General features: G+C 70.3%; 20 protein-coding genes. 9 read left to right on the forward strand and 11 right to left on the reverse strand.

Going from position 1 to position 22,932, the window contains the following annotated elements; genetic code table 11:
* Nucleotides 1-6: 6 nt before the first annotated feature.
* Nucleotides 7-672 (forward strand): hypothetical protein, encoded by a 666-nt coding sequence (locus tag D7Y04_RS14870; RefSeq protein ID WP_120594047.1) that lies wholly within the window; start codon nucleotides 7-9, stop codon nucleotides 670-672.
* A 34-nt stretch (nucleotides 673-706) separates the two neighbouring features.
* Here the strand turns inward: D7Y04_RS14870 and pyk are convergent, their stop codons facing one another.
* The 3 genes from pyk to D7Y04_RS45115 all read right to left on the reverse strand — a co-directional run bounded on the left by pyk (nucleotide 707) and on the right by D7Y04_RS45115 (nucleotide 3,595).
* The gene (gene pyk, locus D7Y04_RS14875) at nucleotides 707-2,107 is read right to left on the reverse strand and encodes a pyruvate kinase (protein ID WP_121759757.1); all 1,401 of its coding nucleotides are present in this window, start codon (nucleotides 2,105-2,107) and stop codon (nucleotides 707-709) included.
* 201 nt (nucleotides 2,108-2,308) lie between these two features.
* Nucleotides 2,309-3,103, reverse strand: a complete 795-nt coding sequence (locus tag D7Y04_RS14880) for a bifunctional nuclease family protein (RefSeq protein WP_199749667.1) — start codon at nucleotides 3,101-3,103, stop codon at nucleotides 2,309-2,311.
* A gap of 129 nt (nucleotides 3,104-3,232) precedes the next feature.
* Entirely contained in the window at nucleotides 3,233-3,595 is a 363-nt protein-coding gene (locus D7Y04_RS45115) for a hypothetical protein (protein WP_158620561.1), read from the reverse strand.
* Between the two features lie 95 nt (nucleotides 3,596-3,690).
* Here D7Y04_RS45115 and D7Y04_RS14890 point away from each other — a divergent pair, with 95 nt between their 5' ends.
* Entirely contained in the window at nucleotides 3,691-5,511 is a 1,821-nt protein-coding gene (locus D7Y04_RS14890) for a long-chain fatty acid--CoA ligase (RefSeq protein WP_172816954.1), read from the forward strand.
* A gap of 82 nt (nucleotides 5,512-5,593) precedes the next feature.
* On the opposite strand, the gene D7Y04_RS14895 is transcribed toward D7Y04_RS14890, so the two are convergent.
* The 8 genes from D7Y04_RS14895 to aroF all read right to left on the reverse strand — a co-directional run bounded on the left by D7Y04_RS14895 (nucleotide 5,594) and on the right by aroF (nucleotide 13,772).
* On the reverse strand, nucleotides 5,594-6,901 hold the full coding sequence (locus D7Y04_RS14895; protein ID WP_120594050.1) for a citrate synthase: 1,308 nt from the start codon (nucleotides 6,899-6,901) through the stop codon (nucleotides 5,594-5,596).
* A gap of 86 nt (nucleotides 6,902-6,987) precedes the next feature.
* Nucleotides 6,988-8,283: a 3-phosphoshikimate 1-carboxyvinyltransferase gene (locus tag D7Y04_RS14900; RefSeq protein ID WP_121759909.1), complete on the reverse strand. Its 1,296-nt coding sequence runs from the start codon at nucleotides 8,281-8,283 to the stop codon at nucleotides 6,988-6,990.
* Nucleotides 8,280-9,350 carry a 3-dehydroquinate synthase family protein gene (locus D7Y04_RS14905; RefSeq protein ID WP_120594051.1) on the reverse strand — a complete coding sequence of 357 codons (1,071 nt, stop codon included), beginning with the start codon at nucleotides 9,348-9,350 and terminating at the stop codon, nucleotides 8,280-8,282. The genes D7Y04_RS14900 and D7Y04_RS14905 overlap by 4 nt, the downstream gene beginning before the upstream one ends.
* Nucleotides 9,347-10,366 carry a chorismate synthase gene (aroC, locus tag D7Y04_RS14910; RefSeq protein WP_120576551.1) on the reverse strand — a complete coding sequence of 340 codons (1,020 nt, stop codon included), beginning with the start codon at nucleotides 10,364-10,366 and terminating at the stop codon, nucleotides 9,347-9,349. The genes D7Y04_RS14905 and aroC overlap by 4 nt, the downstream gene beginning before the upstream one ends.
* A complete protein-coding gene (locus D7Y04_RS14915) occupies nucleotides 10,363-11,610 on the reverse strand; it encodes a shikimate dehydrogenase (protein ID WP_370457105.1) in 1,248 nt (415 codons plus the stop codon). The genes aroC and D7Y04_RS14915 overlap by 4 nt, the downstream gene beginning before the upstream one ends.
* Complete coding sequence (locus D7Y04_RS14920; RefSeq protein ID WP_233601422.1) at nucleotides 11,610-12,086, reverse strand: shikimate kinase; 477 nt, start codon at nucleotides 12,084-12,086, stop codon at nucleotides 11,610-11,612. Before D7Y04_RS14920 ends, D7Y04_RS14915 begins: the two co-directional genes overlap by 1 nt.
* 103 nt (nucleotides 12,087-12,189) lie before the next feature.
* The gene (ubiE, locus tag D7Y04_RS14925; protein ID WP_121759760.1) at nucleotides 12,190-12,879 is read right to left on the reverse strand and encodes a bifunctional demethylmenaquinone methyltransferase/2-methoxy-6-polyprenyl-1,4-benzoquinol methylase UbiE; all 690 of its coding nucleotides are present in this window, start codon (nucleotides 12,877-12,879) and stop codon (nucleotides 12,190-12,192) included.
* Nucleotides 12,876-13,772 (reverse strand): 3-deoxy-7-phosphoheptulonate synthase, encoded by an 897-nt coding sequence (aroF, locus tag D7Y04_RS14930; RefSeq protein ID WP_120594055.1) that lies wholly within the window; start codon nucleotides 13,770-13,772, stop codon nucleotides 12,876-12,878. The genes ubiE and aroF overlap by 4 nt, the downstream gene beginning before the upstream one ends.
* A gap of 147 nt (nucleotides 13,773-13,919) precedes the next feature.
* On the opposite strand from aroF, the gene D7Y04_RS14935 reads away from it, so the two are divergent.
* The 7 genes from D7Y04_RS14935 (at nucleotide 13,920) to D7Y04_RS14965 (ending at nucleotide 22,865) form a co-directional block, all read left to right on the forward strand.
* Nucleotides 13,920-15,215: an isochorismate synthase MenF gene (locus D7Y04_RS14935; protein ID WP_121759761.1), complete on the forward strand. Its 1,296-nt coding sequence runs from the start codon at nucleotides 13,920-13,922 to the stop codon at nucleotides 15,213-15,215.
* On the forward strand, nucleotides 15,212-16,984 hold the full coding sequence (menD, locus tag D7Y04_RS14940; RefSeq protein WP_233601423.1) for a 2-succinyl-5-enolpyruvyl-6-hydroxy-3-cyclohexene-1-carboxylic-acid synthase: 1,773 nt from the start codon (nucleotides 15,212-15,214) through the stop codon (nucleotides 16,982-16,984). Before D7Y04_RS14935 ends, menD begins: the two co-directional genes overlap by 4 nt.
* Nucleotides 16,975-17,826, forward strand: a complete 852-nt coding sequence (menH, locus tag D7Y04_RS14945; RefSeq protein ID WP_120596360.1) for a 2-succinyl-6-hydroxy-2,4-cyclohexadiene-1-carboxylate synthase — start codon at nucleotides 16,975-16,977, stop codon at nucleotides 17,824-17,826. Before menD ends, menH begins: the two co-directional genes overlap by 10 nt.
* Entirely contained in the window at nucleotides 17,823-18,743 is a 921-nt protein-coding gene (locus D7Y04_RS14950; RefSeq protein WP_120596359.1) for a 1,4-dihydroxy-2-naphthoate polyprenyltransferase, read from the forward strand. The genes menH and D7Y04_RS14950 overlap by 4 nt, the downstream gene beginning before the upstream one ends.
* A gap of 9 nt (nucleotides 18,744-18,752) precedes the next feature.
* A complete protein-coding gene (gene menC, locus D7Y04_RS14955) occupies nucleotides 18,753-19,907 on the forward strand; it encodes an o-succinylbenzoate synthase (RefSeq protein ID WP_121759762.1) in 1,155 nt (384 codons plus the stop codon).
* 63 nt (nucleotides 19,908-19,970) lie between these two features.
* Complete coding sequence (gene menE / locus D7Y04_RS14960; RefSeq protein ID WP_121759763.1) at nucleotides 19,971-21,434, forward strand: o-succinylbenzoate--CoA ligase; 1,464 nt, start codon at nucleotides 19,971-19,973, stop codon at nucleotides 21,432-21,434.
* Nucleotides 21,435-21,539: 105 nt separating this feature from the next.
* Complete coding sequence (locus tag D7Y04_RS14965; RefSeq protein WP_120596356.1) at nucleotides 21,540-22,865, forward strand: cytochrome P450; 1,326 nt, start codon at nucleotides 21,540-21,542, stop codon at nucleotides 22,863-22,865.
* The last annotated feature ends 67 nt before the right edge of the window (nucleotides 22,866-22,932 follow it).

The following is a 22,932-nucleotide window of genomic DNA, read 5'->3' on the forward strand; positions in this document are numbered from 1 at the left end:
CCGGCCATGGACACCGCGCTGACCCCGATGTCGTACCAGCCCTACCTGGACCAGCTCATCGCCTTCGGCAGCTCGGAGGCGCGCAAGCCGGACCTCCTGGAGGCCAAGGCGGAGTACTTCCGTCTCACCGGCGAAGTCTTCGAGGACGACAAGCTCTTCGAACTGCGGATGGCGTCGTTCCTGGACTACTACCTCTACGACCGCGTCTCGCCGCTCACGGGCAAGACGCCGGCCGCGGAGCTGTACGAGCAGCGCCTGCAGTCCGCGCCGCCGGAGGAGGCCAACGCCTTCCGCAGCTTCACGGAGACGGTCCACGGCCTCTTCGAGGTGCGCAAGCTGGCCAAGGGCATGGTGCGCCTGCGCGAGCTCTTCTCCGGCAAGGACTTCGACGTGACGGAGCGCCGCCACATCGCGGGCCTGGAGACGGGGGACGTGCTGGAGGCGCGCCTGGTGCCCTTCGGCGGCCACCTGCTGTTCTCCTCCGCCTTCTGCTACCACCCGGCGCTGGCCCTCAAGTCCATCAAGGCCGAGGTGAAGCGCCGCAAGAAGAAGGAGCCGGAGCGCCCCGCCAAGGACCTGGTGTGGGAGTGCGCCCGCAGGGCCCTCAACGTGGAGCGCTACCGCCAGCTGTCGGTGGAGAAGCTCTACGACTTCGAGCAGAAGGTCCTGTAGGCCTTCTGCCCGGAAGCCTCCACCGCGGGCTCTTTCAGATGCGGTGGATGCTCATCATGTTGGTGTTGCCCGGCACGTTGAGCGGCACGCCGGCCACCAGGATGAAGGGCGCGCCCGGTTCGCAGAAGCGCAGCTCCTGGCAGAGCCGGCGCACCTGCTTGAGCATGGCCTCCGTGGTGCTGACGCGCTTCACCAGGTGGCCCGTCACGCCCCAGTACAGCGCCATCCGGTTCACCGTCTCCGCGTTGGGCGTCAGGCCGAGGATGCGCGCGCCGGGGCGGAACTCGGAGATGAGCCGCGCGGAGTGGCCGCTCTCCGTGTACGCGATGATGGTCCCGATGTTCAGCTGCCGGGACGCGGCCACCGCCGCCGCGGCGACGCCGGTGCCCAGGTCCTCGGAGCGCTCGAAGGGGGAGTGGGGCAGGGTGATGAGGCCGGTGCGCTCCGTCTCCTCCACGATGCGCGCCATGGTGGCCACCGCGTCCACGGGGTAGCGGCCCGCGGCCGTCTCCCCGGAGAGCATCACCGCGTCCGCGCCGTCGAGGATGGCGTTGGCCACGTCCGACACCTCCGCGCGCGTGGGCCGGGCGTTGAGCACCATGCTCTCCAGCATCTCCGTGGCGACGATGACGATGCCGCCCATGCGGTTGACCTCCCGCACGGTGCGCTTCTGGATGGCTGGCAGCTGCTCCAGCGGCATCTCCACGCCCAGGTCGCCTCGGGCCACCATCACCCCGTCCGACTCCGCGGCGATGGACTCCAGGTTCTCCACCGCCTGGGGCTTTTCAATCTTGGAGATGATGGGCGTCTTGCCCTTCGCCACCAGCGTCCGCGCCTGGCGCACGTCCTGGGCGGAGCGCACGAAGGACAGCGCCACGTAGTCCACGCCCACCTCCTGGCCGAACGCCAGGTCCACCTTGTCCTTCTCCGTCAGCGTGGGCACCGACATGGCCGTGCCGGGCAGGTTGAGCCCCTTGTGGTCCTTGAGCAGCCCGCCCACCTCCACACGGCAGGACACATCCTGGCCGCTCACCTTCAGCACGCGCAGGCGCACCCGGCCGTCGTCGAGGAGCACCTCGTGGCCCTTCTCCACGTCCCGGGGCAGCGTGCGCACCGGGGTGGGGATGACTTTCCCCTGGCCCAGCACCGCGCGCGTCGTCACCGTCACCGTGTCGCCGGCCGTGACCATCAGCTGGCCGCCCTCGAAGCGCCCCAGGCGCACCTTGGGGCCCTGCACGTCCTGGAGGATGGCCACCGGCACGCCCAGCTTCTTCGACACCGCGCGGATGCGCTGGACGCGCTGGCGGTGCTCGTCGTGCGTTCCGTGGGAGAAGTTGAGCCGGGCCACGTTCATGCCCGCCTTCACCAGCCCCTCGATGACTTCCTTGGAGTCCGAAGCCGGACCCAGCGTGCAGATGATCTTCGCCTTGCGCATAAGGCGGCCCATCCTAGCGCCACGGGGTGGGCGTCTTGACAGGCTTGCGCCCGAAGGACTAACTCTTCGCTTCACGCGCTGGACGGAAAGTTACCGCAGGCCGGCGCACGCCATTCGTGGCTCTCAGACGCTTGAGACGAAGAAAGCCCGGCTACCCTGGGAGGGGGGGCCGGGCTTTTTTCGTTCCGAGTTCCAGGATGGCTAGAGGTTGATCTCCTGGCCCTTGCCCATGGGCTCCATCAGCGGACGCGTGGAGTGGTCCATGCCGATGTCCTCCGAGTGAGGCTTCGGTTGGCCGGCGCTGGGGCCCATGGGAGGCGGCGGGGGCAGGGGACCCATGTCCTCCTCACCCAGGCCGCCGCTGCCGCCCACGCCCAGGTCCTGCTGCTTCTGGAGGGCTTCAATCTCCGAGCGGGTGATGCCCGCCATGGCCAGCACCTTGCGCGTCACGCGGATGCGGGCCTGGCTGTGCATGGCCATGGCGATGGAGTCCGAAGGGCGCGCGTCCAGCGCCAGCTCCTTCTTGCCCTGCTGGAGGAAGACGCGGCCGGAGTAGACGTTGTCGCGCAGGTCGTCGATGCGGACCTCGGTCACCTTGCCGCCCAGCTTGTTCACCACGTCGTCCAGCAGGTCCTGCGACAGCGGCTGCGGGGGCGGACGCTCCGCGAGGCGGAAGGCGATGGAGACCGCCGCGCCCTCGTCCACGAAGAGGGGCAGCACCGTCTCTCCGTCCTTGGTGGTCAGCACGACGGCGTGCGTCTGAGCCTCCATCAAGGGCACCACGTCCTTCACTTCCAGCTCCACCAGCTCCGAGCAGGCCTTGGGGTCGCTGCCCTTCTCCGTGATGCAGGGCCTCTCTTTGCCTGCCGCCGCTGAGTCTGCGGCGGCGTTGGCGCCGGGGATCCCGAACGCAGGGAGGAACAACGCTCCCCCCAGCGCCAGCACCACAGCCGTGAACGGAGCGACGAAGAAATTGGCGCGGTTGGACGTTTTCACATCCCTAAGCTACGCACCTCCCCTTTCACCGGGAGGGCACCGCCCCTCCGCCGTCGCGAGCAGCCCCCGGGCCCTGGCCCACCCGGTTGGAGGGCGGGCGGGCAGCCGGGAACAAGGGGCGCCAGGCGACTAGCGGTCGCCGTCCTCGGGCTCGTCGTCGTAGTCCTCGTCGTCCTCGGACTCTTCGTCGTCCTCGTCCTCGTCCTCGTCGTCATCCTCGTCGTCGTCGGACTCTTCCTCGTCTTCGTCCTCGTCGTCGAGTTCGTCCTCGAGCTCCTCGGCTTCGAGGGTCATCGTCACCGCGAACTTCTTGCTCAGGGTGGCGATCTGCGCGCGCATCTCCGTGAGCGCGGCGACGAAGTCCTCGGAGAGGTTGGCGGGCGCCTTCGCGTCGCAGTGGGGGCAGACAATCTTCTCCGTCCCCTCGATGAGGTCCTGGGCTTCCAACTCGAAGCTGGCCTCGCACTTCTGGCAGGTGAAGTCGATGCTCATGGTCGGGCGCGGCATACAAAGCTGGTGAACATGCTGTCAACGCCTGAGACGCGGGGACGTGGAACGGGCGGGGAGCTTCCACTACGTTTCGCCAGATGGACCTGCCCAAGACGATGCTGCATGCGCTCCATGACCAGGCCGCGCGGCTGGAACACCGCCCGGCGCTCTGGTCCCGACATGGAGGCGCCTATGTCCCCACCTCGTGGTTCGACTATGCCCAGCGCGTCAAGCGCTTCGCCCTGGGGCTGCATGCGCTGGGGTTCCAGGAAGGCGACCCGCTGGGCATCCTGAGCTTCAACCGCGAGGCGTGGCACGTCGCGGACCTGGGGGCCATGTCCCTGGGCGGCATCCCGGTGGGGCTCTACACCACCAGCAGTGTGGACCAGCTCGTCTACATCCTGGGCCACTGCGAGGCGCGCTTCCTCCTGGTGGAGAACGCGAAGCACCTGGCCACCGCCCTGGAGGTCCAGAAGCGGCTGCCCGCGCTCCAGCACCTCATCGTGATGGACGCGCCCACGCCGCTGCCTGAAGGCGTGCTGCGCTACGCGGACGTGCTGGCCTCCGGCGCGAAGGCGGATGAAGCCCCCTACTGGGACGGCGTCCACGCGCTCCACCCGGACGCGCTGGCCACGCTCATCTACACGTCGGGTACCACCGGCCAGCCGAAAGGCGTGGCGCTCAGCCACCGCAACCTCGCCTGGACGTCGAAGCAACTGGGCGACACCATGGGCTTCCGGGACATGGAGGACGAGCGGCTGGTGTCGTACCTGCCGCTGTCCCACATCGCGGAGCAGATCGTCTCCCTGCACAGCCCGCTGCTCATGGGCACGCAGGTGTACTTCGCGGACTCGCTGGACGCCCTGGGCAAGAACCTCACGGAGGTGCGCCCCACCGTCTTCTTCGCGGTGCCGCGCGTCTGGGAGAAGTTCAAGACGAAGGCGGAGGAGGGACTGGCCGCGCAGCCGCCCCTGAAGCGCCGGCTGGTGGAGTGGGCCCGCGCCACGGCGCTGGAGCGCAACACGCGAGTCCTGAGCCAGGAGCGCGTCCCGTCGTTCATGGAGGCCAAGTTCGCGCTGGCCCGGCGGCTGGTGTTCGAGCCGTTGAAGACGCGCATCGGCCTGGAGAAGGCGAAGCTGTTCTCCACCTCCGCGGCGCCCATTGGCCGGGACGTGCTGGACTTCTTCGCCTCCATCGACGTCGTCCTGCTGGAGGTCTGGGGCATGACGGAGGTGTCCGGCCCCGCCACGGTGAGCACCGCCGAGTGCGCCCGGATGGGCACGGTGGGCCGCCCCATGCTGGGCGTGGAGGTGCGCATCGCGCAGGACGGGGAGATCCTCGTCCAGGGCGGCAACGTGTGCCTGGGCTACCACCGCAACCCGGAGGCCACGCAGGAGCTGCTGGCGGACGGGTGGCTGCACACGGGCGACGTGGGGCAGCTGGATTCCGAGGGCTTCCTGCGCATCACCGGGCGCAAGAAGGAGATCATCGTCACCTCCGGCGGCAAGAAGACGTCGCCCGCCAATATCGAAGAGCTGCTCAAGGGCGTGTCCCCCGTGGGGCACGCGCTGGTGGTGGGCGACCGGCGCAACTACCTGGTGGCACTGGTGACGCTGGACCCGGACCGGGTGCGGAAGCTGGCGCGGGAGAAGGGCTGGCCGGAGGACGTGGCCACGCTGGTGAAGGACGCGCGCCTCCATCAGCACCTGTACGAGGCCTTCGAGCGGGACGTGAACCCGAAGCTGTCGCGCTTCGAGACCATCAAGCGCTTCCGCGTGCTGCCGGGGGAGTTCTCCATCGACGGCGGGGAGCTCACGCCCAGCATGAAGATGCGCCGCAAGGTGGTGGAGCAGAAGTACGCGGACGCCATCGAAGCGCTCTACAACGAGCCGGCCGCGCCTGGCGTCGCCCACGGGTAGGGCGGCAAAGCGAAAGGGGCGGGGGACTCGATGTGAGTCCCGCGCCCCTTCGTGCTTCAGTGGCTGCTACCGCCCGCGGTGACTACTTGCCGCCGGGGGTGCGCTTGTCCTGGGCCACGTAGTCGCGGCGCGCGGCGCCGGTGAAGACCTGACGGGGACGGGCGATCTTCTGCTCGTTGTCCGTCACCATCTCCTCCCACTGCGCGCACCAGCCCACCGTGCGGGGGATGGCGAACAGGACGGGGAACATCTCCGCCTGGAAGCCCATCGCCTCGTAGATGAGGCCCGAGTAGAAGTCGACGTTCGGGTACAGCTTGCGCTTCACGAAGTACTCGTCCTCGAGCGCGATGCGCTCCAGTTCGAGTGCAATCTCGAGCAGCGGGTTCTTGCCCGTCACGTCGAAGACCTCGTCCGCCACGCGCTTGATGACCTTCGCGCGCGGGTCGTAGGACTTGTAGACGCGGTGGCCGAAGCCCATCAGCTTCTTCTCGCCCTCGCCGCCCTTCACCTGCTTGATGAACTCCGGGATGTTGGCCTTGCTGCCAATCTCGCGGAGCATGCGGAGCACCGCCTCGTTGGCGCCGCCGTGCAGCGGGCCGTAGAGCGCGCCCACGCCCGCGGCGACCGCGGAGTAGGGGTCCACCTGCGAGGAGCCCACCGTGCGCACGGACGTGGTCGAGCAGTTCTGCTCGTGGTCCGCGTGCAGGATGAAGAGCACGTCCAGCGCCTTCTCCAGCGTGGGGTGCACCTTGAAGGCGCTCGTGCCGATGCGCTTGATCATCGCCAGGAAGTTGGCGACGTAGGACAGGTCGTTGTCCGGGTAGACGAACGGCAGGCCCATGGCGTGGCGGTACGAGAACGCGGCCAGGGTGGGCATCTTCGCGATGAGGCGCGTGATCTGGATCTCACGGCTGCGCGCGTCCTTGATGTTCTTCGCGTCCGGGTAGAACGCGGACAGCGCCGCCACCGTGGAGCCCAGCATGGCCATGGGGTGCGCGTCGTAGCGGAACCCGTCGATGAAGGACTTGATGTTCTCGTGCACCAGCGTGTGGTGGGTCACGTTGAACGTGAAGTTCTCCAGCTCCTTCTGCGTGGGCAGCTCGCCCTTCAGCAGCAGGTAGGCCACCTCCAGGAAGGAGGACTTCTCCGCGAGCTGCTCGATGGGGTACCCGCGGTACTCGAGGATGCCCTTGTCGCCGTCGATGAAGGTGATGGCGCTCTTACAATTCGCCGTGTTCAGGAACGCAGGGTCGTAACCCATCAGACCGAAGTCGTCGCTGCCGGTCTTGATCTGGCGCAGGTCGGGGGTGCGGATACAGCCGTTCTCGATCGGGATCTCGTACGTCTTCCCGGTCCGATTGTCGGTGACGGTCAGCGTGTCCTTGGGCATGGGCGGAGATTTCACAGGGCGGCAGACGCTTTCAACAAAAAAGATCGATAAGTCTTAGAGGCGAAGTTTCCGGTCCGCGCGCCCGCTCAGGAATAGCGGACGCCAACCCGCGCGAGCTGCCGCCAGAATCCGGGGAAGCTCTTCTCCACGCACTCCGGCCCCGTCAGATCCAGAGGCACCCCGGACAGCACACACAGGGTGGCCGCTGACATCGCCAGGCGGTGGTCACCCCGGCTGTCCATGGCGAAGCGCGCGGGCTTCACCTTGGGCGGGAGGATTCGCAGCGTCTCACTGTCGGCTCCGGCCGACAGTTCCGTGGTGCCGCCGTAGGCGGACACCAACGTGCGGATGCCCTCCAGCCGGTCGCTCTCCTTGACCCGCAGGATGCCCACGTCGCTGAGCGTGGTGGGCCGGGGCAGCACGCACGCGAGCGCCGCCAGCGTGGGCAGCAGGTCCGGGCACTCCTTGCCCGTCGCGCGCAGCTCGCCCGTGGCTTCACCCTCGAAGCGCCAGGTGTTGGGCGCGCCCGACGGGAGCATCTTCAGACCCACTTCAGCGGCCAGCCGGAGGATCGCCTGGTCCGGGTGGGCGCTCTGGGGCTCCGCGCGCTCCACCGTGCCGCCCGTGCGCCAGGCGATGAGCACCAGGTAACCCAGTGAAGACCAGTCGCCCGGCAGTGATGGGACGGATTCGGGCGCCTGATAACCCGTGACGGAATAGTGACCTTCGGACTGTTCCACGGTGAAGCCGAAGCGGCGCAGCCACGCCACCGTGAGGTCCATGTACCCGGCGCTGGTGAGCGTGCCTTCAATCTCCACGCTCCACGCGCGCTTCTCTCGGAGGAAGCGCTCGGCGCAGCCCAGCAGCAGGCTGGAGGCGTACTGGCTGCTCTGCGCGCCCGGCACGCGGAACACCGGCGCGACCTTCGTGGTGTCCTGGGGCGCGTGCAGCTCCACCGGCCACGGGGTGCCTTCGGTGAGCGTCAGGCCCGCGGGGCCCAGGGCCTGCTTCAGCGACGTGAAGAGCGGGCCGTGCGGGCGCTCACCCAGGCGGGGCGTGCCGGTGAAGCGCACGCGAACGCCGGGAGTCACCGCGGCCTGCGTGGCGAGGATGCGAAAGGGGGCGCCGCCGTCCGCGCAGTCCACGTCGCGCACGGGGCCTGGGGGAAGGCGCAGGGCCTCCACGCCCCGGCGCAGCACGCGCACGTCAGCGGGAAGGTCCTCGTCCGATTCCGCCTGCACCGACGGCAGCGGCCAGGCGCCCGTGAGGTGTCCCAACACCAGGGCTCGCTGGGCGTCCGACTTCGACACGGGCGGGGTGAGCGGTGAGGCGCTCAAGGCGCTCGGGTCGACGGTGAGACGGCTCGGCGAGGCGTGGCTCAAGGGCGGGCTCCACGGGTCCAGGCGGGCCACAGGGCCCGCCACGTCTTCGGCATCACATCCACGACTTCGGTGGTTCCCACGGCGGTGAGCAGCACCATGCGCAGCTCGCCGTTGGCACCGGCCTTCTTGTCTGCGTCCAGGAGCGCGACCACGTCCTTCAGCGACGCGCGCTGGGCAATTTCCGCGGCGCGGTCGCGGCCGAGCACGCCCGGGCCTCGGGCCAGCGCGCGCTCCACCTCGTGCGCCACCGGCTCCGGAGTGATGCCCAGGTGCCGGCCCACGTCCAGGGCCCAGAGGATGCCCAGGCCCACCGCGTCGCCGTGCGACAGCTTGAAGCGGGACAGGCTCTCCAGCACGTGGCCGAAGGTATGGCCGAAGTTGAGCACGCGGCGCAGGCCCTGGTGCTCGTACGGGTCCTTCGCGCAGACGCCTTCCTTCAGGCCGCGCGCGTCCTTCACCAGCTTCTCCAGCTTCGGCGGCGTGCGCACGTAGCGCTTGAAGAGGGACGCATCCAGCGACGCGACCATCTTCCACGCCTCCATGGAGCCCTCGCGCACCTGCGCGTCGGACAGCGTGGCGTACAGCTCCGGGCACAGCCACGTCTCATCCGCGTAGTGGAAGACGCCCGCGGGGTTCTTCACCACGCGGCCGCGCACGACGAGGTCCACCGCGCCCTTGCCGCCCAGGCTGCTGTCCACCGCCGCGAGCAGCGTGGTGGGCACCTGCACCAGCCGCACACCGCGCTTGAGCAGGTGCGCGGCCACCGTGGCCACGTCGCCCACGGTGCCACCGCCCACGGCGACGAGCGTGCCGGAGCGCGGCAGCGTGATGCCGCCCGCGAGCACCTTCTGGAGCGAGATGAGGCTCTTGGCGCGCTCACCGCCGAGCAGCTGGATGATGGCGCGCGGCTTGCGGGCCTCCAGCGCGGGGATGAGCGTGGGGTGGAAGCGCGCGACGGTGCGGTCCACCACGGCGACGCTGCCTTCGGGCAGCTTCGCGGCGAGCTTGGTGAAGGAGCCCCAACGGTCGTTCGGGGGGCGGTAGGAACCGGGAGGAAGCGAGCTCATGCGGAGTGGGGGCGGGCGTTGAGTTGCTGGACGAGGTCGGCGATGACGAGCGACACCATGGCCTCCAGCACCGGGACGGCGCGGGGCATGATGCACGGGTCGTGACGGCCGCCCTTGGCGTGATCCGCCAGCGTCGCGGGCGGCTTGAAGAAGGCGCGCACCTGCATGGGCTCACCGTTGGCGAGACCCCCCTGGATGCCGCCGTACGCGTCCTTCACGGCGTGGAACTTCGTGCCGGGCTGGCCGAGGCGCTGGATCAGATCCGGCGGGCCCCACACGACACCGGTGACGGCGCCAATGCTGCCCAGCGCCTGCGCGATGAGCGCCTTCAGCTTGCCGAAGATGGGCTCGCCCAGGCCGACGGGCAGGCCCTCCACGCGCACGTCGATGGAGCCGCCCAGGCTGTCCCCGGCCTCCTTCGCGGCGAGGATCTGGCGGGCCATCTCTTCGCGCACGGCGGCGTCGGGGCAGCGGGTGGGGTGCGCGTCCACCATGGCGCGCGTGAGTCCCGGCGACGGAACGGGGGCGACCAGCTCACCCACCTGGGAGACGTAGGCCACGGTGCTGATGGAGGGCAGGTCGCGCGCGAGGTACGCCTCCGCGATGGCGCCACCGATGACGCGGCAGAGCGTCTCACGTCCGCTGGTACGGCCGCCGCCCCGGTGATCGCGGTGCTTGTAGCGCTCGCGCCACACGGCGTCCGCGTGGCCCGGCCGGTCCACGCTGGCCAACTGGTTGTAGTCCTGCGAGCGCTGGTTCGCGTTGCGCACGATGGCCGCGATGGGCGTGCCCAGCGTCTTGTCCTCGAAGACGCCGGAGAGGATTTCGACGGTGTCGGGCTCGTTGCGCGGGGTCACCAGGGCGGACTGCCCGGGACGCCGGCGGTCCAGGGCCGCCTGGATCATCTCGCGCGTGAGAGGAACGCCCGCGGGGCAGCCGTCGATGACGGAGCCCAGCGCGGGACCGTGGCTTTCGCCGAACGTGGTCAACCGGAAGAGGGTGCCAAAAGTATTCATGTCGCCGTTTCCCAGAGTTGTCGCTGCCGCCGGGCCTGGGCGACGAACCACGCCGCACCTAGCAGGAGAGGGGTGCCCCCGCGGCGAACGATCTCCGCGGCGACGCGCCGGCCGGGCGCACCGTATGCGATCACCGCCACGCGTGCCCCCTGGAATCTCAGGTTTTCGGGGGTGGCCACGCGGTCCGGCCACGTCCAGACCCAATCCCCGGTCAGCGGTGCTTGAATCTCCGCGCGCTTGACGACCCGCAGGGCGAGTCCTTGTTCAGCGGCCACCAGCCGCAGGGCCTGCGTGGAACCGCCGTCGCCCAGCACCGCCACGTCCTTCGCGCCCAGTCGCTCCAGCACTGCGCGCGCGCCTTCCGTGTCGGTGTTGAAGGACTCCCACCGGGAGCCCCGGCGCACCAGCGTGTTGATGGCGTCCAGCTTCGAGCCCGTGTGCTTCGCGAGCCGCATCTTGAACGGGCTCGTCACGGCGAAGCCCGCGTAGTGCGGCAGCAACGCGTCCACCACGGACTCCACCGGCGCGTCCTCGGCCAGGTCGATGCGGTCGAACGGCTGACGGTGGATGCGCGGCGAGCGCGAGTGCGGAATGGCCGTGCCCAGGATGCCCAGGCGGAGCGCGTGCGGATCCTTCGCCTTGCGGTGCTCGCGCACCACGTCGTCCAGGAGGCGCTGTCCCGGGGCCGCCGTCCACGGGCCGCCCATGGCCACGTACTCCAGGCCGTTCCTGCGTGAGAGCACCGCGCGCGCCGGAATGGCGACAGGCCCCATGCCCAGTACGGTGACGCGCTCGGCGCCGAAGCGCTGGGACAGCGCGGCCTGCGTCTCCAGCAACACGTCCAGGTGTGCGGGCCCATCCATGGGCTCCACGTGCTTCACCAGCGCGTCCGGCGGAATGGGACGGGACCAGCGCTTGAGCGCCTCAGTCGTCGTCAGCGGCCCTTCCGCGTGGTGCGACGCGAGCAGCTTCCCCGGCGGCGCGTCCATGTCCTGCGCGCGCTCCACGTCGCGGTCCACGCGCCACGCGGCCTGGACCCACGGCGCGGGCACCGGCTTGCCCCGCTCGGAGACGAGCAGCGGCATCACGCGGGCGAGGGCGCCCGGATCGATGTCAGCGGGCGCGTGCAGGTCGGTCCGCACCTCGATGACGTCCGCGCCACGCTTGAGGCCGTCGTGCGCGAACGCAACGGCGTCCGCGCCGGTGAGGGTGGGGGGCAGGGTGATGATGCGCCGGGTGGCCATCACGCGGGCTCCTGGGCAAGACAGCCCCGGAGGAAGTCCGCCAGGGAGATGGTGGGGACGCGGGCGTGCATCGCCTCGCGTTCGTGGAACAGCGAGTGGAGCTCTTCCTCCAGCGACACATCCGTGCGCAGCCGCGGGCGCGTGGTGTCCGCCATCAGCCGCTCGCGGTACGTGTCGAAGGTGACGGGGACGACGAGCGTGAAGTGTCCCGCGAGCGCTTCCGGATGGTGCGACAGGAAGCCGCCGCCCACCGCCACCACGCTGCCCGAGGGCAACAGGCCCAGCGTCTCGCGCTCGGCGGTGCGGAAGGTGGTGGGGGACTCCGCGACCCAGGAGCGGAGCGGGCGCCCATGTCGGCGCTCCAGCTCCGCGTCCAGGTCCAGGCCAGAACGCCCGAGCAACTTCGAGACGAGCGGCAACAGGCGCGTCTTGCCGGCCGCGCGGTGTCCCGCGATGACGACGGTCTGCGCGCCCACGGGGCGAGGGCAGGGCCCCGGGGACGAAAGCGCCCCCTGGAGCACCTGCTGGAGTCTGGGATCTACCGACGCAACGACTTGCGAGACAAGGAGGCGCCGGGCCTCAACGGACGGTTCCGACATAGACGTAGGCGGTTCCAAACAGCAGGGGGTGGGCGGCGCGCTCAGCGTAGGCGCCGGCCTGGTCCATCAGGGAGAGGAAGCGGTCGCCAGCGGGGAAGGCCGCGGCGGTGCGGGGCAGGTACTGGTACGCCGCGCGGTTGCCCGTCAGCAGGCCGCCAATCGCCGGCATCACCGTCTTGCTGTAGAAGCGGAACAGCGCGCCGTAGGGGCCCGTGGGCTGGCCGAACTCCAGCACCACCACGCGGCCTCCGGGGCGCACCACGCGCGCCATCTCCTGGAGGCACTTCACCGGATCATCCACGTTGCGGATGCCGAAGGAGATGGACGCCACGTCGAAGCTGTTGTCCGGGAGGGTGAGCGCCATGGCGTCCTGCACCTGGAACTCCACGTCCAGGCCCGCCTTGGCCGCCTTGGCCGGCGCGCTCTGCAGCATCTCCGGGCAGAAGTCCGTGCCCACCACGCGGCCCGTGGAGCCCACCTTGCGCTTGAACGACAGCGCCAGGTCGCCCGTGCCGGTGGCGCAGTCGAGCACCTGGCTGCCTTCCTTCGCGCCGCTGAGCTTCACCGCCGTGCGCCGCCACAGCCGGTGGATGCCGAAGGAGAGGACTTCGTTCGTCACGTCGTAGCGCGTGGCGATGGAGGAGAACATCTGACGGACTTCGGTGCTCATCGCGCCCCCGCGATCTGTGCCGGCCCCGCCGGCGTCCAAAGGTGACGGTCCACCGCGGCGAGCACGCCCGGCAGCCGTTGCATCAACGTAGCGAAATCCCCGGGCGACATCGCCTGCTGCCCGTCGCACAATGCCTGCTCCGGCCGGGGGTGGACTTCAATCAACAATCCATCCGCCCCGCAGGCCGCGGCAGCCAGCGACATGGGAGTGATAAGCGACGGGATGCCCGTCGCATGCGAAGGATCCACGATGACCGGCAGGTGCGTGCGCTCCTTCGCCCACGCCACCGCGGCCAGGTCCAGCGTGTTGCGCATCGCGGTCTCGAAGGTACGGATGCCGCGCTCGCAGAGCATCACCTGTTCGTTGCCGCCCGCCAGGATGTACTCGGCGGCGTTGAGCCACTCCTGCACCGTGGCGGACAACCCGCGCTTGAGCAGCACCGGCTTGCGCAGCTTCCCCAGCGCGCGCAGCAGCCCGAAGTTCTGCATGTTCCGCGCGCCCACCTGGAGGATGTCCGCGTGCTGCGCCATGAGGGGCAGCTGCTCGGTCTCCATCACCTCGCTGATGATGGGCAGTCCGTGGCGCCGTCCGGCGTCCACCAGCAGCTTCAGCCCCGGCTCCCCCATGCCCTGGAACGCGTACGGACTGGTGCGCGGCTTGAACACGCCTCCGCGCAGCAGGTGCGCCCCCGCCTGCGCCACCGCGCGGGCCGCTAGTTCCAGCTGCTCCGTACCCTCCACCGCGCACGGCCCCGCCATCACCACGAAGCCGGGCCCGCCCACCTCCACGGCCCCCACCTGGACGCGCGTGCCTGCTGGACGCGCTGCGCGAAGGACGCGGTGTGCACCCGGGTCACGCCGCCCGGCTGGGTCGTCTGGTTGCTGGCCTCCCACGGCGGCTCCCTCGCTGGAGTTACTGGAATTCGGATTCCATGGAGTTCAAGCGGTTTTGAACTCCTTGGTGCATGTATAGCCGAGATCGCTTAGAAGACAATCGAAGGTGATGTCACTCGCCTCCCCCGAGGTGCAGGAGAATGGCTGATGACGCCGCTCAGTCCCGCTGAGGATCCGCGATGGGTCGCCGGGATGATGCCCCTGCCTGGAGTGGATCCATTGGCTGGGGCGGGCAGCCTCGGCGTCCCCTCCGTGTACTGGGAGCGGCCGGTGGCGCGCGAGGCGGTGGCGGGGTGGGGCGAGGCGGGCGTGCTCGAGGCGCATGCGCCCGGTGAGCTGCCCTCGGTCCTGGGCGCGCTCGGGTACGACAGCGTGCGGTGGCTGGACGCGGTGTCCCCTCAAATGCCGGGCCCCTGGTTCGGCGGGATGCGTTTCAGTCCCACGCAGCCGGTGGATGGCGCGTGGCGCTCGCACGGGCTGGCCCGCTGGACGCTGCCGGAGGTGCTGGTGTGGCGCGAGGGCAGCGCGCTGGCGGTCGCGGTCTTCGCTCCAGAGGGGCCGGGCGCGGAGGACGTGGTGCGCTCGCGGCTGGAGCGCGTGCGGGCGTCCTTCCCCCAGTCCTACCGCCATCCGTTGGGCGCCCCGGTCGCGCTGCGCACGGCTTCGTCGCGGCCGGACTTCGAGGCGCTGGTGGACCGCGCGGTGGAGGCCATTGGCGCGGGCCAGTTGCACAAGGTGGTGCTGGCCCGGGCGCTGGAGGCGGAGGGACCGGAGCCCTTCGACGTGGTGGACGTGCTGGCGCGGCTGCGCGAGCAGAACCCGAGATGCGCGACGTTCTTCTTCCGCGCGCCGGACGGCACGGGCTTTCTGGGCGCGACGCCGGAGACGCTGTGCCGGGTGGATGGGCGCAGGCTGGAGACGGAAGCGCTCGCGGGGTCCGCGGCGCCGGGTGGCGCGGATGCGCTGGACGCCAGCGACAAGGACCGGCGCGAGCATGATGCGGTGGTGCGCTACATCCTCCAGGCGTTGACGCCGGTGGCGGCGAGTGTGTCCGCGGACGCGCAGCCGTCGGTGCTCGCGCTGAAGAACGTGGTGCACCTGCGCACGGGCATCCGCGCGGAGCTGGCGGACGGTGTGGATACCGCGACGGTCGTCACGGCGCTGCACCCCACGCCCGCGGTGGGCGGCACGCCGCGCGAGCGCGCGTTGTCATTCCTGGTGGAACACGAGTCCCTGGACCGAGGCTGGTACGCGGGACCGGTGGGCTGGGTAGGCCCCGGGCGTGCGCATCTGGTGGTGGCGTTGCGCTCGGCGCTGGTGCGCGGTGCGAAGGCCCGGCTCTTCGTGGGCGCGGGCATCGTCGCGGGCTCCAGCGCGGAGTCCGAGTGGCGGGAGACGGAAATGAAGAGTCTGGCGATGTTGCGAGCGCTGGGGGGCCGGTGAAGTCCCTGGACGCCAACCTCAACGTGCTGTGGTCGCGAGCCCTCCTGGAGGAGTTGGTGCGGGGCGGCGTGCGGCACGCGGTGGTGTGTCCGGGCTCGCGCTCATCGGCGCTGGCGCTCGCATGCGCGCACACGCCGGGCCTGCGCGTCTGGTCCGTCATCGACGAGCGGAGCGCGGGCTTCTTCGCGCTGGGCATGGCGAAGCAGTCGCGTCAGCCGGTGGTGCTGGTCGCGACGAGCGGCTCGGCGGGCGCGCACTTCTTCCCGGCGGTCGTCGAGGCGGCCATGGCCCAGGTGCCGCTGGTCATCCTCACGGCGGACCGGCCGCTGGAGCTGCAGGGCTGGGGCGCGCCGCAGACAGTGCCCCAGGCGCGCTTCTACGGTGACTTCGCGCGGCTGTTCGCGGACGTGGGCATGCCCGAGGCGAGCAGCCCCGCCATCGCGCACCTGCGGGCCACGGCCGCCCGCGCGGTGAGCACCGCGTGCCGAGCGCCCCGAGGCGCCGTGCAGATCAACGTGCCGTTTCGTGAACCGCTGGCGCCCATCCCGCAGGACTTCGGCGCGGAGAAGCTGACAGCGCTCGCGAGGGAAGGGCGGACGGACGCGCCCCTCACCCGCATCGCGCAGTCGTCGCGGGCTCCGGATGCGGCGGTGCTGGAGGACGTGCGCGCGCGCATCGCAGCCACCGAGCGCGGCGTCATCGTGTGCGGCCCTCGCGATGAGGACGACGGCTTCGCGGAGGCCATCACCGCGCTGAGTCTGGCCACGGGCTACCCGGTGCTTGCGGAGGCCACGTCGCAGGCGCGCTACGGAGGCGGCCCGCTGACCGTGTCGCTCTACGACGCGCTCCTGCGCCATGAGCCGTTCGCGCGGAGCCACACGCCGGAGTTGGTGCTGCGCTTCGGTGGCGGCCTGACGCCCAAGTCGCCGCAGCAGTGGCTGGACACCTCCGGCGCGGACATCACCGTCTTCAGCGACGAGGGCGCGCTGTACGACCCGGCGCACCGGGCCACGCGGGTGGTGGAAGGCAACGCGGTGCTCGCGTGCCGCACGTTGACGGAAGGACTGTCGCGAGGCGCTGGCCGCTGGGCGCAGGACTTCGTCAACGCGGAGCGGGTGGCGCGCAACGCGCTGGAGCAGGCGATCGGAGAACAGCCCGACGTGCTGACCGAGCCCCGGCTGGCGCGCGAGGTGGTGGCGGCGCTGCCGGCGAACGCGCTCTTCTTCGTGTCCAGCAGCATGCCCATCCGCGCGGTGGACGCGTTCGCGCACGGTGGCGGTGTGCCGCTGCGCGTGCTGGCGAACCGCGGGGCCAATGGCATCGACGGCATCGTGTCCAGCGCGGCGGGCATGGCCGCGGCGGCGGGCAGGCCGGCGGTGCTCCTGTCCGGCGACCTGGCGCTGCTGCACGACGTGGGCGGGCTCGTGTCCGCGGCGCGGGCGCGCGTGCCCCTGACGGTCGTGGTGGTGAACAACGACGGCGGCGGCATCTTCTCCTTCCTGCCGCTGGCGCAGGTGGCGAAGCCGGACGAGTTCGAGGCCCTCTTCGGCACGCCGCACGGCGTGGACCTGTCGCACGCGGCGGCGCTCGCGGGCGCCCGCTTCGAGCGGCCCACGACGCCCACGGCCCTGCGCGCGGCGGTGCGAGCCGGGCTGGAAGGAGGCCTCCATCTGGTGGAGGTCCAGGTGGACCGGGCCACCAACGTGGATGCGCACCGACACCTCTTCGCGCGGATGGCCGCCGCACTGGGAGAAGGACCATGGGCGTGACGCTCGCTTACGACAGCTGGGGTGAAGGACCTCATACGCTCCTGGCGCTGCACGGCTTCACCGGCAGCGGCGCTACGTTCGAGCACCTGCGTCCGCTGCTCGGCCGCTCCGTGCGCGTGGTCGCGGTGGACCTGCCCGGGCACGGCCGCACGCCGCTGCCGGAGAAGGCAGGCCGCGACGGCTTCCTGGAGACGGTGGAGGCGGTGGTCGGACTGGCGCGTGAGCTGGGGGGCCAGGTGGATCTGCTCGGCTATTCGCAGGGCGCGCGGGTGGCGCTGGGCGCCGCGGTGCGCGCGCCGGAGTGCTTCGGCCGGCTGATCATGGAGAGCGGCTCGCCCGGGCTGCACCGCCGCCAGGAGCGCTCCGAGCGGCGCGAGGCGGACTCGAAGCTCGTGGACTTCATTCGCACGAAGGGCGTGGACGCCTTCGTGGAGCGGTGGGAAGCGCTGCCCCTCTTCGACGGACTGCGCCGCCTGCCGGATCCGGAGCAGGCCTCGCTGCGCGAGCGACGCAAGGCATGCACGGCGCAGGGACTGGCCGGAGCGTTGGAGACCCTGGGCCTGGGCGTGCAGCCGGACTACTGGCCGGCGCTGCACCGCCAGCGACTGCCCACGCTGCTGCTCACCGGTGCGCAGGACGAGAAGTTCACGGCCCTGGCAAGGCGCATGGCGGCGGAGCTGCCGGTGGTGTGGCGCCACGCGTTCGCCGGTGTCACCCACGCCCCGCACCTGGAGGCGCCGGAGGAGTACGTGCGCGAAGTGCTCTCGTTCCTCCAGACGCCCTGGTACGAAGCGCCGCAGTTCGAACACGCCATCCTGGCGCGAGAGGCGACCCACTCGTGACAACCCTGGTGAGCACCCCTCCCGATGCGGCGCGTCCCCGGCCCACGCTGAAGACGTGGCTGATGGCCGTGCGTCCGAAGACGCTGACTGCGGGCGCGGTACCGGTGCTGGTGGGCACGGCGCTCGCGTACGGCAACGGCGTGGGGCGCCTGTTGCCCGCTCTGGCGGCGCTCGTGGGCGCGGTGCTGATCCAGATCGGCACCAACTTCATCAACGACTTCTATGACTACAAGAAGGGCGCGGACACCGAGGAGCGCCTGGGGCCCAAGCGCGTGACGCAGAGCGGGCTCATCGCGCCGGGCACGGTGCTGCTGGGCGGCCTCGGGTGCTTCGCGCTGGCGACGCTGGTGGGCCTGTACCTGGTGGCGGTGGGCGGCTTGCCCATCGTGGCCATTGGTGTGGCCTCGCTGCTGTGCGGCTACGCGTACACGGGAGGCCCGTTTCCGCTGGCCTACCTCGGCCTGGGCGACCTGTTCGTGCTCATCTTCTTCGGCATCGTCGCGGTGACGGGCACGTACTACGTGCAGGCCGGCTTCGTGAGCCCAGCGGCCTGGTGGGCGTCGGTGCCGGTGGGCGCCATCGGCACGTGCCTCATCGTGGTGAACAACCAGCGCGACGCGAGCACGGACGTGAAGGCCCACAAGCGCACGATGGTGGTGCGCTTTGGCCAGGGCTTCGGCCGCGCGGAGTACGTGCTGCTGCTGGTGGCCTCCTACGTCACGCCGTTCGTGCTGTTCGCCAGGGGCTACGCGAGCGCCTGGGTCTTCCTGCCGCTCCTGAGCCTGCCGCTGGTGGTGCCGCCGCTGAAGCTGATGCTGAAGGCGGAGGGCGCGGCGCTCAACCCCGCGCTAGGCGGGACGGCGAAGCTGCAGATGCTGTTCGGGTTGCTGTTCGCGGTCGGCCTGTACCTGCGCTGAAGGAGCGTCATGCGCATCACCGAAGCGACGCTCACCCCGCTGCACCTCACGCTGGCCCACCCCCTGAATACGGCGAGGGGCACCTACGCCACGCGCGACGGATTCATCGTGCGGCTGCGCGACGAGGAAGGTCGCATAGGGCAGGGTGAAGCCATGCCGCTGCCGGAGTTCGGCACGGAGTCCCTGGCCACCACGCACACGGTGCTGCGCGGGTGGCTGAGCTCCCTCAAGGGCCAGACGCTGGAGGACAGCATCGAGGGCATCGAAGCCACGCTCGTCCCGACCGCCAGTGAGGAGGTGCGCCAGCGCGGCGCGCGGATCCGAGGCATCGATCCGGAGGAGCCCGTCCCCGCCGCGCAGCATGGCCTGGAGCTGGCGCTGCTGGATCTGGTGGCCCAGCGCAAGGGCATCCCCCTGTGCTGGCTGCTCGCGGAGGAGGCGCGGCAGGAGGTCCTGGTGAACGCGCTGCTGAGCGCGGAGGAACCGGAAGCCCTGGCCCAGGAAGCGCGAGAGGCGGTGGAGGAGGGCTATCAGACGCTGAAGGTGAAGGTCTCGGGTCGCTCGCTGGACGCGGACGAAGCGCGGGTCCGGGCCGTGCGCGAAGCCGTGGGAGCCCGCGTGCGCCTGCGTCTGGACGCGAACGGTGGCTGGACGGAGCCCGAAGCCAACCGCGCCCTGGATCGGCTGGGTTGGTACGACCTGGAACTGGTGGAGCAGCCCACGCCGCCGGAGGATCTGCAGGCGCTGTGGCGGGTGCAGCGCCGAGCCCCGTGCATCATCGCCGCGGACGAGACGCTCGCCACGCCCGCTGCGGTGCGCACGCTCCTCACGATGGACCTGGGCGGTGGGCCGGCGGTGGGCGCGGTGGTGATCAAGCCGATGGTGCTCGGGGGGCTGCTGCCCTCCATGGTGGTGGCGCTGCGAGCGGCCCACCTGGGCATGCACGCGTACGTCACCAGCTCCATCGACGGCGTGGTGGCCCGAGCCGGCGCCGCGCATCTGGCCTCCGCGCTGCCTTCGGGCGAAATGGCATCCGGCCTCGCCGTGGGGCGGCTCTTCGCGGACGAGCCACGGGATCATCCGTATCAACCCCGGCGGGGACTCGTGCGGCTGCGCGACATGCCCGGGCTTGGACTGAGCCCGGACTTCAGCCGGGAACACTGAGCCATGCGCTTGGGCCTTCGTCGCGAAGGCCCGCGGGATCCAACTCCTGGGAGGAGCGAGGCCATGACCTACGACTGCCCCATCCGCGAAGGCGCGCGACTGCATCCCCATGCGGAAGCGCTGCGCTTCACGGGACAGACCTGGACCTTCCACGCGCTGGACGAAGAGGTGACGCGCTGGACGCAAGCCCTGGCCGCGCGAGGAATAGGGCAGGGCGACCGCGTGGCGTTGCTGTCCACGAGCCACCCGTCGGTGACCTTCCTCTTCTGGGCGCTGGGTCGTCTGGGCGCGATCTTCGCCCCGCTCAATGCCCGGCTCACGCCCGCGGAGCTGCAACCCCTGATGGAGGACATCGAGCCCCGGCTCACGCTGGTGCTCGGAGCCCTGCGGGACCGGCTCCCGGATGCAGAGGTCCTGGAGTCCATCTCTGACGGAGTGACGACCCACGCAGTGCCCGCCCGCGCCTGGGACGCGGACACGTCCCGGGTCATCCTCTTCACCAGCGGAACGACGGGAAGGCCCAAGGGCGCCGTGCTCACGGAAGGTGCCTTCCGTGCCTCATGCCGCGCTTCCGCCGCGAACCTGGGCGCACACCCCGCGCCGCGCTGGCTGGGCACGCTGCCCCTGTTCCACGTCGGCGGCCTGGCCATGCTCACGCGCACTGCGTACGAGGGCGGCTGCCTCCTCCTGCACGAGCGCTTCGACGCGGACGCCGTCAACCGCGCCATCGACACAGAGGGCGCGTCCCACGCCAGCTTCGTCGCCACCACGTTGGAGCGGGTGCTGGACGCGAGACAGGACCGCACGCTGCCCGCGACCTTCCAATGCGCCCTCATCGGCGGAGGCCCCGTCCCCACAGCCCTACTCACGAGGGCACGCGCTGCGGGACTCCTGGCCCTCCAGACCTACGGACTCACCGAGGCCTGCTCCCAGGTCACCACCGAGCGTCCCTCGGAAGCGGATGGCCGCACCGCGGGTCCGCCCCTGCCAGGACTGGAGGTCCGCATCGTCGGGACGGAGGGTGAGACGCTCGGTGAAGGGCACGAGGGGGACGTGGAGGTCCGCGGCCCTACGCTCATGGCCCGCTATTGGCGCCAGCGCGATGCCACGCGCGATGCCTTCCATGACGGCTGGCTGCGCACCCGCGACGTGGGCGTCCTGGACGCGAAGGGGCGACTCACCCTCCTGTCGCGCCGCACGGACCTCATCGTTCGGGGAGGGGAGAACCTCTATCCGGCCGAAATCGAAGCGGTCCTCGCCAACCACCCAGCCATCGCGGAGTCCGCCGTCGTCGGCGTGCCGGAGCCGCACTGGGGCGAGGTTCCCGTGGCCTTCGTCGTCATGCGCCCCGGCCACACCCTCCCGGAGGACCTGGACGCCTGGTGCCGCCAGTCCCTGGCGCGCTTCAAGGTGCCCACACGCTTTGTTGCAGTTGAAACATTGCCCCGGAACGCCATGAGCAAGGTGGAGCGCTCCGTCCTGAGAAAACAGGCTCTGTCTCATCCCCCGTATCAGCCTGGGTCCTAGCAACCCTGAATTCCTGATGGATGGGGTTCGCAGGACTCGCTGAGAAGACCTGTCAGGTTGGGTTATAATATTCCGCTGTGGGGGGATCCTGAGAGGAAGCTCAAGGTGAGTACCGCAGTGGAAGCAGTGAAGGTGGAAGGGCAGTCTGAAGCGATCCACATCGATGCGCACGCCAGCAAAGCCGCTGGCGCGATGAAGTGCCCCCATCTGGGCGCCCAGTACAACCCGTTCGCGGGACCGCACGTCGAGGATCCACATCCGTTCTATGCGGAGCTGAGACGGGACGCGCCCGTCAGCTACAACCCCATGTTGGGGATGTGGCTGGTGAGCCGTTACGAGGACATCTGCCACGTGCTCAAGGATCCGACGCGCTACTCGTCGGCGGACCTGGGCAACATGGGTTCGGTGCTGTCTCCGGCGACGCTCGCGGTGCTCGCCGAGGGCTATCCCCTGGCGGACAGCCTGATCAACTCGGATCCGCCCGCGCACACCCGGCTGCGCAAGCTGCTGGGCCGCGGCTTCTCCGCCCAGCGCATCGCCGCGCAGGAAGCCCCCATCCGCGCCGTCTCCGAGGAGCTCATCCAGGCCTTCGCGAGCAAGGGGCACGCGGACCTGGTGACGGAGTTCGCGTACCCGCTGCCCGTGCGGGTCATCCTGGGCATGGCGGGCGTGCCCCAGGAGGACATGGCGGACATCAAGCGCTGGTGTGACGACTTCTTCCGGATGATCTTCACCCGCGTTCCGCCTGAAGAGCAGCCGCCGCTCGCGCGCAGCTGGGTCACCTACCAGCACTACGTGGCCCGACTCATCCGCGACCGCACGGACGACCCCCGCGACGACCTGATCAGCTACCTGGTCACCACCGACGCGGACGGCGAAGCGCTCACGCTGCCGGAGCTGATCATCGCCATCGCCGGAAGCATGCTGGCGGCAGGCCACGAAACCACCACCGCGCTGCTCGCCCAGTGCTGGAAGCAGGCCCTGCTCCAGCCCGGCCTCTGGCAGCGGCTGCGCGAGGACCGCTCGCTGGTGCCACACCTCATCGAGGAGACGCTGCGCTTCGACTCGGTGGCGCACGGGATGATCCGCACCACCACGGAGGACGTGGAGCTCGCGGGCGTCGCGCTGCCCAAGGGCTCGCGGCTGCTCCTGCTCTACGCGTCCGGAAGCCGTGACTCCGCGCTGCTTGCGGACGGGGAGCACTTCGACGTCTCCCGGCACCACCCGACGCACCTGGGCTTCGGCCGGGGCATCCACTTCTGCATCGGGGCGCCGCTCGCGCGGCTGGAGGCGCTCATCGCCACCAACCTGCTGCTGGATAAGCTCCCGGACCTGAAGCTGGAGGAGAACCCGGACTTCGGTCACACGCAGTCGCTGACCATCCGCACCATCCAGCACCTGCGCGTGAACTGGACCCCCACCGGGACCTGAAAGCCACCCTGGAGGCTCCCGTCCCGCCCGTGGTGCCCCCACGGACGGGCCGGGTGCTTCATCCGCG

The sequence above is a fragment of the Corallococcus sp. AB038B genome (assembly GCF_003668955.1).
GTDB lineage: Bacteria > Myxococcota > Myxococcia > Myxococcales > Myxococcaceae > Corallococcus > Corallococcus exiguus.